12 protein-coding genes are annotated in these 12,019 nt (G+C 56.8%); 5 read left to right on the top strand and 7 right to left on the bottom strand.

Annotation, left to right across the window (positions count from 1 at the left end):
• Nucleotides 1–3 precede the first annotated feature (3 nt).
• A complete protein-coding gene (gene exbD, locus G5574_RS10165) occupies nt 4–426 on the top strand; it encodes a TonB system transport protein ExbD (RefSeq protein ID WP_006118163.1) in 423 nt (140 codons plus the stop codon).
• Nucleotides 427–554: 128 nt separating this feature from the next.
• Here the strand turns inward: exbD and G5574_RS23880 are convergent, their stop codons facing one another.
• Complete coding sequence (locus tag G5574_RS23880; protein WP_280530487.1) at nt 555–689, bottom strand: hypothetical protein; 135 nt, start codon at nt 687–689, stop codon at nt 555–557.
• A 52-nt stretch (nt 690–741) separates the two neighbouring features.
• Between G5574_RS23880 and tcuC the strand changes: the two genes are divergently transcribed.
• Complete coding sequence (tcuC, locus tag G5574_RS10160; RefSeq protein WP_006118162.1) at nt 742–2,064, top strand: MFS transporter; 1,323 nt, start codon at nt 742–744, stop codon at nt 2,062–2,064.
• Here tcuC and G5574_RS10155 read toward each other — a convergent pair.
• From G5574_RS10155 to G5574_RS10135, 5 genes are read right to left on the bottom strand one after another with little or no spacing between them, the layout of a single operon-like run.
• Entirely contained in the window at nt 2,061–3,035 is a 975-nt protein-coding gene (locus tag G5574_RS10155) for a Csu type fimbrial protein (protein ID WP_033739775.1), read from the bottom strand. The genes tcuC and G5574_RS10155 overlap by 4 nt on opposite strands.
• On the bottom strand, nt 3,032–5,479 hold the full coding sequence (locus G5574_RS10150; protein ID WP_039342188.1) for a fimbria/pilus outer membrane usher protein: 2,448 nt from the start codon (nt 5,477–5,479) through the stop codon (nt 3,032–3,034). Before G5574_RS10150 ends, G5574_RS10155 begins: the two co-directional genes overlap by 4 nt.
• A 6-nt stretch (nt 5,480–5,485) precedes the next feature.
• Nucleotides 5,486–6,184 (bottom strand): fimbrial biogenesis chaperone, encoded by a 699-nt coding sequence (locus G5574_RS10145; RefSeq protein WP_006118160.1) that lies wholly within the window; start codon nt 6,182–6,184, stop codon nt 5,486–5,488.
• Nucleotides 6,185–6,202: 18 nt separating this feature from the next.
• The gene (locus G5574_RS10140) at nt 6,203–6,724 is read right to left on the bottom strand and encodes a Csu type fimbrial protein (RefSeq protein ID WP_006118159.1); all 522 of its coding nucleotides are present in this window, start codon (nt 6,722–6,724) and stop codon (nt 6,203–6,205) included.
• A gap of 24 nt (nt 6,725–6,748) precedes the next feature.
• Nucleotides 6,749–7,315 (bottom strand): spore coat protein U domain-containing protein, encoded by a 567-nt coding sequence (locus G5574_RS10135; protein WP_006118158.1) that lies wholly within the window; start codon nt 7,313–7,315, stop codon nt 6,749–6,751.
• Nucleotides 7,316–7,367: 52 nt separating this feature from the next.
• On the opposite strand from G5574_RS10135, the gene G5574_RS10130 reads away from it, so the two are divergent.
• The 3 genes from G5574_RS10130 to G5574_RS10120 all read left to right on the top strand — a co-directional run bounded on the left by G5574_RS10130 (nt 7,368) and on the right by G5574_RS10120 (nt 11,528).
• Nucleotides 7,368–7,706 (top strand): hypothetical protein, encoded by a 339-nt coding sequence (locus G5574_RS10130; protein ID WP_044241456.1) that lies wholly within the window; start codon nt 7,368–7,370, stop codon nt 7,704–7,706.
• Between the two features lie 246 nt (nt 7,707–7,952).
• On the top strand, nt 7,953–10,049 hold the full coding sequence (locus tag G5574_RS10125; RefSeq protein ID WP_006118157.1) for a putative bifunctional diguanylate cyclase/phosphodiesterase: 2,097 nt from the start codon (nt 7,953–7,955) through the stop codon (nt 10,047–10,049).
• Nucleotides 10,050–10,121: 72 nt separating this feature from the next.
• Nucleotides 10,122–11,528 (top strand): aminotransferase-like domain-containing protein, encoded by a 1,407-nt coding sequence (locus tag G5574_RS10120; protein WP_110268435.1) that lies wholly within the window; start codon nt 10,122–10,124, stop codon nt 11,526–11,528.
• On the opposite strand, the gene G5574_RS10115 is transcribed toward G5574_RS10120, so the two are convergent.
• Entirely contained in the window at nt 11,525–12,007 is a 483-nt protein-coding gene (locus G5574_RS10115) for a YlaC family protein (protein WP_006118156.1), read from the bottom strand. The two genes, G5574_RS10120 and G5574_RS10115, sit on opposite strands and share 4 nt — an antisense overlap.
• Between the last annotated feature and the right edge of the window lie 12 nt (nt 12,008–12,019).

Genomic DNA, 12,019 nt, shown 5'->3' with positions numbered 1-12,019 from the left:
GTTATGGCAATGCGATTTAACGACAGCTCAGAAACCGATGGTGAAATGCATGAAATCAACGTCACGCCGTTTATCGACGTGATGCTGGTACTGCTGATTATCTTTATGGTGGCTGCGCCCCTGGCAACGGTGGATGTGCGTGTGAATCTGCCCGCGTCCACCAGTGCGCCGCAACCGCGTCCGGAAAAACCGGTCTATCTCTCGATTAAAGCCGATAAGCAGCTTTACGTAGGTAACGATCAGGTGAACAAGGACGCGCTTATCAACGTGTTGATGCAGCAGACGCAAGGCAACAAAGATACCACCATTTTCTTCCAGGCCGACAAATCGGTCGATTATGAAACCCTGATGAGCGTGATGGATGAACTGCGCACGGCGGGTTATCTCAAGATCGGCCTGATGGGGATGGAAACGGTAAAAAAATAACGCGTCGTTGATGTGCGCAGGCTAAACCCGTCCTGCACAGCCTTGCAGTGAGTGCGTTTCGCCTGTTTCTCCTTCATCCGTTTATCCCTTGTTTTGTAAGACAGCGCGTTCAGCCCGACGCGCTTTTTTTATGCCTGACTTTTTGCCACATCTTGTCTGGCAAATCCTGCGCCGAGCAGGCAGTTATGCTGCTGTAACCCTTCTGTTAATTTCTTGTTACTTAAACCAGAGAGTTTGTAAAGTGCAATGGTGATGGAGGTCACATTAATCTCACCTCTGGCAGGCTAAAAGGGATAAAAAACCAAGGAAGCAGTTATGAGCCAAAGTGAAACTTTACAAAAGCCGCCAAAAGGTGCGGCCAGAACCATTTTCAATGTTACCAGCGGTAACTTCCTTGAAATGTACGATTTTATGGTGTTTGGCTACTACGCCACGGCCATTTCCAAAACCTTTTTCCCCGGAGACGATCCCTTCTCCTCGTTAATGCTGACACTGATGACCTTCGGTGCCGGCTTTCTGATGCGTCCTCTGGGGGCGATTATTCTGGGAGCGTACATTGACCATCATGGCCGTCGTAAAGGACTGCTGTTAACGCTTGGGCTGATGGCGTTAGGCACGCTGACTATCGCACTGGTACCGGGTTATGCCACCCTGGGTGCTGCCGCACCGATACTCATTTTACTTGGTCGCTTATTGCAGGGTTTTTCTGCCGGGGTAGAACTGGGCGGCGTTTCGGTTTATCTGGCCGAAGTGGCACCGAAAGGGCGTAAAGGGTTCTTTGTCAGCTGGCAGTCCGGTAGCCAGCAAATCGCGGTGATCTTCGCGGCTCTGCTGGGGCTGGGGCTGAATCATCTGCTCTCACATGATGAGGTGACCGAATGGGGCTGGCGTATTCCGTTTGTCGTGGGCTGCCTGATCGTCCCTTTCCTGTTCTATATTCGTCGCATGCTGGAAGAGACCGAAGCCTTTAGTCAGCGTAAACACCATCCATCAATGACCGACATTATGCGTTCCGTCGCCAGCAACTGGGCACTGGTGCTGGCCGGTATGCTGATGGTGGTGACCACCACGGTGATGTTTTACATGATCACCGCGTTCACGCCAACCTTCGGCAAGACCGTATTAATGATGAGTGACAAACAGGCCTTTATGGTGACGCTGTTTGTGGGGATTTCCAACCTGTTCTGGCTCCCGGTGATGGGCGCGCTGTCTGACCGCGTAGGTCGTCGTCCGCTGCTGCTGACGTTTACGGTATTGATGATTGCCACCGCCTGGCCTGTGCTGCACTGGATGGTTGGCGCGCCGAGCTTCGGCCACCTGCTGGCGGCGGAGCTCTGGCTCTCCTTCCTCTACGCCAGCTACAACGGCGCGATGGTGGTTTATCTGGCAGAAATTATGCCCGCCGAGGTGCGTGCCGCCGGTTTCTCGCTGGCTTACAGCCTGGCCACGGCGCTGTTCGGTGGCTTCACGCCCGCCGTTTCCAGCTATCTGATCCACGCCAGCGGCGATAAGGCGATGCCCGGCGCGTGGCTGACCTTTGCGGCCATTTGTGGATTAATCGGGACATTACTGATTGGCCGCATGGTGAAACAGTATCGCGCCCGGCATAGCGGAACCCCCGTCAGCGCGCCGCTCTAAAACGCGATATCCACCACGACGCTGTCGGTATAATTCCCTGCAGGCGGCGTATTTTGGGTGGTGAGGACACGCGCAGTGTAGTTGTAGCTGCGCGTCAGCCCATCGGTACTGACGGTATCCGCCGCCGTGCTGCTTACCCGTTCCGTGCCACTCGGTCCCCAGCGATTACTGGTCGTTCCTTTATAAATCTCGTAACTCAGTTGGTTCGTCCCACTCGCCATATTACGTACGCTGCTTACCGCGTTATTGCCGTTGCTTAACCCCACTGTATAGGTGCTGCCTTTACTGCACAGGACATTGATGGTTTGTGACACGCTGCCAAAACTGGCGACCAGCGGTGCGCTGCCAAAGCTGATATTGGGCGCGGTGATGGCGGTACAGTCGTTGCTGAGCACCACGGTAACAGTAATGGGAATGACGCCGCTGCCGGTTTGCGGTGTGAGACACAGGCCAACAGCCGAAACGCTGGTACAGATGTTGTAGGTGACCGTCATATTCAGCGTCACCGTGTAGGTCCCGGCGGCCACGGTTTGCCCGGTGAGGGTGCGCAAATAGACCGGAATGGCAAAGTTGAGACTACCCAGCAATCCCGCCAGGTTGATTAAGGTGGCGGAGTTGTAGACAAACGCAGGTCCGCCAATGGTGAGCTCACTGGCACAGGCGCTGTCGGTACATAACCGCACCGGAATGTTGTCGCTGCCGGTATCGCCGCTCCGTTTGAGGATGCCGCGCGTCCCATTGGCGTTGCTGGCGCTGGTCAGCTGAAAGGTGATCTGGTTATTGCTCAGCAGCGACAGCGCGCTGCCGGCCCCGCAGTTGACGTCAGCATTGGTCGAGGTGCTACTGACCGTGGTGTTAGCCACAAAGGTGGTCACACTGCCAAAGCTGGCGCTGGAGGCGGGCAGGGCACAGGCGGCGTAACTCAGCGAGGGTAACAGCAGCAGGCAAAGCAGCAACATTAGCGTTTTCATGGGGTGATTCCGGCAGTGGCGTTATCGGGATTAGGCACGGATGCGCCTCTGGGGAGCGGCGGCAACGGGCAGGTAAGCGGGCCATACGTTTTGAGTGCCTGCGGCTGACCGCCAGGCAACGTCAGGATCGTTTCGCAGGCGCGACCATCAGGGGCGATCACGCGGATGGGATTGGTGGCACCCAGTTCTTCCATCCAGACAATACCGTCCCAACCCACATAGCCCGTAGCCCGTCCCGGCCGAATCACCTGGCTGGACACGGGCAGCGGCTTATCCTGACCGTCATGCAGTATCACGCTGGCGGCGCGCAACCGCTCGACCGGGAAGTTCAGCAAAAACCCACTTTGCCGTTTAACGGCAAAGCGCTGCTCGACGTTGGGCACCGTCATATCGGCGGGCAGATCGAGCGTATCGATGTCGTATTTAGCGGGATAGTAGCTGCTGATCGACGGCACCAGCAGATAGCCCTGGCGGTCAGTGCGTCCCATCGACTGATTTTCATAGCGCACATTCACGTCAGGGTAATGGGTTTTCACCACCACAAACGCATCGTTAATGGTGTTAGCGGCAAACACCTGGCTGTCCATTAACACCACCGAGCCGGACACATCGGCCCACTGGGTGAGGTTGTCGTCATCGCCGTAGAAGCCGGCAGAGGTATCGATCTTGTTATTGCGGTAACGCAGACTGCCCTGGCGATAGTCGCCACTGTTGCCGCCCTGGTTCGCCCAGGAGGCATCCCAGGCGAATCCGCCATCGCTGGGCATGGCGCGGGATAAATACGCCCGCTGGCTTTGTTGACCCTGTTGATCGCGTTCGACGCTCAGGGAAGCATTACTGTTTTCACCAAACGGAATCACCAGCGAGACTGCGCCGCTCCATTCTCCCTGCTCTCTGTCGCGGCTGGCGGAGACATACAGGCTGGCATTGCCCCACAAATTTTTACTCCAGGAGAGGTTCCACAGGCGGGTACGCTGGTTATCGCCGCTGGCAATGTCGATCCAGGCCGCGCCCAGACTGCCATAGCGATTGAGCGACACGCTGGCGGTGTACTGCGCCGTGCGCCGTGCCAGGCTGTAGCGGTTATCTGCATAGAGGGCATTGCTCTGGCTACTCACCAACGCCAGGTTGCCAAAGCCCGCGCTGCGCACCGTATGCTGAGTGCCCAGGCTGAAACGGCTGGTGTTGTATTGATAACCCCAGCTGTACTGATTGCCCGACTCGCTGTCCAGGTGGCTCTGTGCGGCGGCTCCGTTGATCACGCCCCAACTGCCGACTTTAAACAGGGCACCTGCGCCGCCCATAGCCAAATCGCGGCTCCCTTCACCATGGGTTTCCAGTGTGAGCCAGTCTGTCAGGCCATAGCGCCACGAGCCGCTCATCGCGGCCGCACCGTAATCGGCGTTTTTGATGCCGTAATTTTGCCGAAGCGCACCGGCTGAAAAGGCGTAGTCAGACAGGCCTGGCTTGAGCAAGTTACTGGACACATAGAACGGCAGCGTCGTGACGACCTGACGACCCACCGCATCCGTTGTTGTAATCACGGCGTCACCGGCACCGTTAACGAAAGGCACGTTAGTGAGCGACCAGGGGCCAGGCTGGACATTCGCCTGAGTAGAGCGGTAGCCATTGACAAACAGATCCACCGTTGACGGCACCGCCGCCTGGCCAAAAAAGGCAGGCAAGGGATAGGTGATCAGATCCGGCCGCACGCTAAAGTCGCGGGCAATCTGGATGCCGCCGAGCCGCACGCTGCTGCTCCATGACAGCGCATCGGTAGTCAGATCCCCCACCCGCCAGCTCAGGATGGCGTTTTCATCTTCATTGCTCCACCAGGTGTCGTAGCGAATGTAGCCGTCATTCTGGTAGCGATTCTGTCCTTCCAGCTGCTGCTGTAAAACGCCATTGCTGGAGAAGTGCCCGGCGGGACCAAACACGCGCAGCTCATTAAAGGCGGCCAGACGCGTGCCTGCCACATCGGTGCGCGTGGCATAGAGATCGTAATTGAACAGCGCCCCGGTACTCACACGTCCGGGGAAGCGCGACCCGTTCCTTTCCTCACCAATGGTCTGTTCAGGCAGCCAGCCGGGCGGCACGGTCAGCAACAGGCGCTGACGGCGATCGTCGTACTCCACGTTGACCCCGGCGAGCTGATTCACATCGACCTGCTGTTGCCCCTGAATCTTCTCCGCCGGGATTCCCGCGCGTTGTAAGTCGCCTGCCCGCACCAGGAAGTGGCCGTTTTGTTGCTCCACGGGCACAATATCGCCACGTGACAGCTGATTCACCACCAACTCCAGCATATAGCGCTGGCCCGTGGCCCCGTTGTCAACGGGCGGCGGCGGGGGAAGCGACGTAAACGTTTCTGCCCACACAAACGTGGGCACCAGACAACACAGACTCGCAATGGCGAGCGCAACGGGATGCGGGGAATACGGCTTCATTGCGATTTACTGCGCTGCGGCGCTGCGCCACTGTCCGGTGTTGGTCTCTGCGCGCAGTTCACCGCTGACGGCGGACCTGAGCGGAAAGCGCTGTGTGCTGTTCGCCAGCACATAACCATAGAGGCCGTTGCCGAGCCGCTGGCCGCCAATGGTGACATTGCTGAGTCGGGCATGGCCGTTACCGCGATTCGTCAGTTCCAGGTAGCGCTTACCGCCCGCGTTCACCTGACGCCAGCTCAGGGCGGGTTTTGCATTGTCGCGCACCAGACCGTTGCCATAGACAAAGAGCGGCACCGAATAGCGCATCTGAAAATTGAGCCCGGCCTGATTATCGCCAACGGCACGTGGCGTGGGGATTTCATCCAGCACAACGCGATAGGCCATCTCCTGTCCTGCGGCAGGCGGGATCTGTTTAATCAGACGGACCAGTTGCTTTTGCCCCGGTTCAATGCGCACTAACGGGGGACTGGCAACAATCTGCTGCTGGGTCTGATACTGCTCCTGGTTGTTCGTTTGCTGCCAGGCAAAAATGCGCACCTGCATCAGCGTGGTAGTATTGCCTCGGTTTTCCAGCCACAGTTCACTGGCCTTATCTTCCGGATCGATGGCCGGATCGATGGGCCAAATCATTACGGAATTTGCACCCTGAGCCTGAGGCAACACCAGAAAAGCGAACAGAAAAAACAGGGCACGCAGGGATGGCATGGTAAAGCTCCTTTTTCATCACCAGGTCAGCGTGACGCTGAGGGTGTCAGAATAAACCCCGGCGCTTGTCGGACCGGGTAATTGCAGCAAGCCGTAAATAGGTAACGTAATGTTGTTCGCGTTGCTGTAACTCAATGGCACGGCTGTGTTCACCGGAATCGGCGTGGTGTGTGCAGCATTGCTGTAGAGGTAATAAGGAATCGTGTTGGTATTGTTCGCCAGCTTCAGGTTACGGGCCGTGGTGTAATTGCTGCCGCCGTTGATGGTCATACTCAGCGTCGTACCCGGCGTGCAGGCCAGGTTAATCGTGGAACTTTGTACATAGCTGGCGCTGACGCTGCTACTGGCCAGCCCCGACTGGGTGCCAAAATTGAGCGTGCCGAAGATCCCCGTATTGGTGCCGGAGATCACGCAACCTGCCACGATTGACGCTGAAACCTGGAATGTTGTGGAGCTGGTCGTAATGCTCCACCCATTCATACACACGATCAGCAGCAACCCGCCAGCGGTGAACGAAACAGGTGACCGTCTTACCGTCATCTGCATCTACGCCAACACAGGCACTTAATAGTTCACGGCAACGTTAATCGTGTCGGTATAAGTCCCGGCCGGGATCACCGGATTAAATCCGCCGCCTACCACACGTCCATAGATCGCGTAATTGGTGCCGAGGGTCGGATCGGTCGTCCCGCTGGGCGCAATATTCGTGTTGTTGGCGATGGCGGTCGTGAAGGACGCATCGCTGTAGAGGGTATAAGCGATGCCTTGAGTATTATCGGCGCCCAGCACCAGGTAGCGTGGCGCAGAAGAAACGGTACCGTAGACGGTTCCCGGTGCTGCGTTACTGCTGGTCACCTGAACGTTAAACGTTTGGCCGGTCGTACAGCGCACATAGATGCCGTTACCTGCCGCGCCGACCAGCGTAGCGTTCAACGTACCAAAGGTGGCTGCGCTGCTACCGAAGTTCAACGAACCGAAGTTGACGCCAGAGGTGGCCGACTGGCCGTTCACCAGACATCCCGTGGTTAATGTTAGCGTAGCGTTAATTGCACCCGTGGTAGTGGCAGCAAACGTCGCGGACGGCAGGGTGGTAGCAACACCGGCAGCTAACAGAAAAAGCTTGAATTTCATAACCATTCCTTACTGATTATTTAGGGTCAGTGCTTTTTCACCTGATGGTATAATGCAAAAACCTCGAAAAAATAACATTAAATCGCCAGATAACAGCAACCTGCCGTCACTCTCTCCAGCGCCCCAGAAAAAAGGGGTGCTGATTTATATTAGTTTTTTTTACTATACATCAGCGCAGGCAAAGTGGCGAAACTCATCGATAAATTTTTTATTATTTTGTTACATTGCCTGTCGCAACGGCGAATCGACAGGCGATCACGGGCTGAAGACGCAGAGCCGCAGAACTGTTTTGCCTGTCTGTGGTGTCGCTGTTATGTCTCCGTCAGTTTGGTATGAGAAAGAAGCGCATGCGGGATGTGAGGCTGAAAAGCGGCAGATGCGCTATCTTTGAATAGCTGCTGTCTGCCCGTGCGGTAAAGGTCGTCAGTGCAGGCATAACGTTGTGGTCAGGCAGCAAAACGGCGGCTCATATGCCAGCTAAAAGAATTGATTGAGCCGGACGCTTGCAGGTATCGGAAAGCGCTATTAAAAAAGCCTAATTTAGTCGTTTCCCGCGCCGATAAAAGGGTAACAAGGCGAAAATTCCTTTTCATCATCTCTTTAACAGCGGCGTGTTCGGCGCTATTCGGAAATCACTATGTTAGTGGCCTCATACAACTCATTCATTGTCGTCATTTCGGTCTTAGTGGCGATGCTGGCTTCATTCACCGCGCTGGATATGGCGGGACGGGTTGCGACCTCAACCGGTAAAGTGGCCCTGGCGTGGCTCTTTGGCGGTGGCTTTGCCATGGGGATAGGGATTTGGGCCATGCACTTCATTGGCATGCTGTCCATGGACCTGAACATGATGATGAGTTACGACGCCTCGCTGACGGCGCTGTCCGCCGGCATTGCGGTGTGCGCATCTATCTTCGCCTTGTGGCTGGTTTGCCAGGGCAACCTGCCGCTGTTCCGCTTGCTGGGCGGCGCGATTGTCCTGGGCTGCGGCATTGTCGCGATGCACTACACCGGCATGGCCGCGCTGATGCTTTCACCGGGTATTCGCTGGAACTGGGGCTGGGTCGCGGCTTCAGTCATTGTTGCCCTTGTGGCCTCGGTGGCCGCACTGTGGCTGGCTTTTAAACTGCGCGAAGGCCCACAGGGGCGAATTGCCGCCTTGCGGCTGTGTGCCTCTATCGTAATGGGGGCCGCGATTGCCGGCATGCACTATACCGGCATGATGGCGGCGGAGTTCCCGATGGGGAGCCACACGATGTCATCCGGCGTCAACAGCAACTGGCTGGCGATTGTCGTCACGGTAGTAACCCTCGCCATACTGGGGATTACGCTGCTGGTTTCCATGCTGGATGCCCGTATGCAGGCGCGCACCTCGATCCTGGCCAGCTCGCTGGCTGAAGCCAACCGTGAGCTGGCACAACTGGCGCTGCACGACAACCTGACCCGGTTGCCAAACCGTATTCTGCTCGAAGATCGCCTTGAGCAGGCCATCAATAAAGCGAATCGTGAAAGCACGCAGTTTGCGCTGATGTTTATGGACCTTGATGGCTTCAAGGCCGTAAACGATGCCTTTGGTCACCACATCGGTGACAGCCTGTTGATCAGCGTCACCAAAAGAATGAGTGACCAGATGAAAGGCTACTACACGCTGGCACGTCTGGGCGGCGACGAGTTTGTACTGCTGATTGAAATTACCGAGCCGAATGATGCGGCGGCGGTCGCCGATCAGCTGGTTAAGGCCGTTGACCGCCCGTTCCCCATTTCGCGTTACGATCTGGTGGTGTCACTGAGCATTGGCATTGTTGTCTATCCCGGTGATGGCGAGGATGAGCGCGAGCTGATGTTTAATGCCGATGCCGCGATGTACCACACCAAAAACAATGGCCGAAACGGTTACACCTTTTTCCAGCCTTCTATGAATCTGCTGGCACAGAGCCAGTTACAGTTGAACAACGACCTCTGGCATGCGCTGGACAATGATGAACTGCGCCTGTTTTATCAACCCAAGTACTGCGCACCGCACGGCCCGATTCTGGGCTTCGAAGCGTTGCTGCGCTGGCAGCATCCCCAGCATGGCCTGCTGTCGCCGGATCGCTTTCTGCCGATAGCGGAAAAAACTGGCATGATTGTGAATATTGGGGGATGGGTCATTAACGAAGCCTGTCGCCAGCTGCATCAGTGGCACCTGCAGGGCCATCAGACGTGGTCAGTCGCGGTCAACCTGTCGGCGCTGCAGTTTGAGCAAAGCAATCTGATCGACACCGTCAAGCTGGCACTGGCGACACACCAGATTCCGGCGGAGCTGTTGACGCTGGAGGTGACCGAAACCACCGCCATGCGTAATCCCGATGAAAGCGTGCGGATTCTGACTGAACTGACGCAGTTGGGCGTGAAAGCCTCGATTGATGATTTTGGTACCGGCTATTCCAGCCTGTTGTATCTTAAACGCCTGCCTGCAAGTGAGCTGAAAATTGACCGCGCCTTCGTCAACGAACTGGAGCATCATTCTGAAGATGCCACCATTGTGTCGGCCATTGTGGCGCTGGCGCAGTCATTGCAGTTAAAGGTCGTGGCAGAGGGCGTGGAAACGTCGGAACAGCAAGCGTTTCTGACCCAGCTTGGCTGTAATACGCTGCAGGGCTATTTGCTTGGCAAACCGCTGCCACCCGATCGGATCGATGAGCTGAAGGAGTTTGTCGGCCCGCACGCTACTGAGCCTGCCGCACTGGAAGTGTAAGGCCCGCCAGGGATTTTTGTTAGCGCTGATCAACATGCTAAAGTGGCGCCTCTGCATCAGGAGCGACAGGCCGTGGCGAAATATCAGCGATTAATGGATGACATTCAGCAGCAAATAGAAGCCGGTATCTGGCCGCCGGGTACCCGGCTCCCGTCGCTGCGCCAGCAGGTCGCGCGTCAGGGGCTGAGCCTGATGACGGTGCTGCACGCCTACGAACTGCTGGAAAGTCAGGGCTGGATCGTTTCGCGTCCGCAGTCAGGCTATTACGTCGCGCCCCGTGCCCTTGCCGCCGCGCCGCTCAGCGTTGCCATCAGCGAACGGGTCGATATTAATGACTTCGTGTTCGATGTGTTACAGGCCTCGCGCGATCCCGCCATTGTGCCGTTTGGCTCAGCTTTTCCCGATCCGGCGCTGTTCCCGCAACGTCCGCTGATGCGTTCGCTGGCAAATGTCTCGCATCAGCTCACGCCCACGGATGCGCTGCATAACCTGCCGCCGGGCAACGCGACATTGCGCCAGCTCCTGGCTCAGCGCTATGCCCGCCAGGGCATCACCTTGTCGCCCGACGAAATCGTGATAACCAGCGGCGCACTGGAAGCCCTGAACCTCAGCCTGCAATCGCTCACCGAACCGGGTGACTATGTGGTGATCGAACAGCCCAGTTTTTATGGTGCCCTGCAGGCCATTGAGCGCCTTAAGCTCAAGGCGCTGGCGATCCCGAGCGATACCCAGCACGGCATCGACCTGCAACAGCTTGAAGACGCGCTTCAGCGCTGGCCGGTTAAAGCCTGTTGGTTAATGACCACGCTGCAAAATCCCCTCGGCGTGACCTTAACGCCGGCGCGTAAAGCGCAACTGGTTGCCCTGCTGGAACGCTATCAGGTGCCATTGATTGAAGATGATGTCTACGCAGAGCTATGGGACGACAACAGCACATCGCCGTTGCCCGCTAAAGCCTGGGACAGCCAGGGGAATGTGCTGCACTGCGGTTCCTTTTCGAAATCGCTGGTGGCGGGGTTCCGTGTCGGTTGGGTCGCGGCCGGGCGGCATGCGCAGCGAATTCAGCGCCTGCAACTGATGAGCACACTCTCGACCAGCGCGCCGATGCAGTTAGCGTTAGCCGATTTCCTGGCGACCCGACGTTACGATAATCACCTGAAACGGCTGCGGCAAAGTCTGGCTAAGCGTCAGCAACTGGCGCGCCAGGCACTGATAAAGGTGCTGCCTGCGCAGTCAACGGTCAGTGACGCGGCGGGGGGCTATTTTTTATGGGTGACGTTGCCAGACAGTATTAATACCACACAGCTGTATCAGCGTGCGCTGGCAGAAGGGATCAGTATTGCACCGGGACAGATGTTTGCCGCAGGCGAACAGTTCAGTCACTGTTTTCGGCTTAACACCGCCTGGCCGTGGGATACGCGGGCCGAGGCGGCGGTGGTCACGCTGGGCAGGTTAATGGCAGAGATGGCGCAGGATTAAACCTGAGCGGCCTGACGATGTCCCCAGGTCAGGTAATACACATCGTAAAAGTCCACTTCACCTTTCTGCTTCAGCAAACGGGTAATGCCGCTTTTCACACGCTCTGGCGCATCCGGCAGTGACAGGATGCGGGAGACCGCCTGTTCAGGGACGGGCTCCACGTAATACCATTCGCCGTTGTAGCAAACCCGCAGATCCAGAGCATCAATATCCTCAAAACGGTATTTAGGATTGATGTCCAGCAACATCAGAAAGCTCATCACCAGCACAAATGCCGTCGCAAACCAGAACGCGGGCCAGCCCAGCATATCCGTGGAAAAAATCAGCGCGACGCACAGGCCATAGCACAGGTACATCACTGCCCACAGTCCGGGATGGGTTTTTAAAAACGAGAAGCTGAAACGCGGCAAATTATCGCGGCGTCCTTCACGGTTTAGCGTATTAATTTCGTCGATTAAGATCTGTTTAATGGCGTCCATCGTTCCCCTCAC

This window comes from Pantoea stewartii (assembly GCF_011044475.1).
Lineage (GTDB): Bacteria > Pseudomonadota > Gammaproteobacteria > Enterobacterales > Enterobacteriaceae > Pantoea > Pantoea stewartii.
The sequence above is the reverse complement of the archived record's forward strand: the minus strand, read 5'-3'. Positions and strand labels throughout refer to the sequence as shown.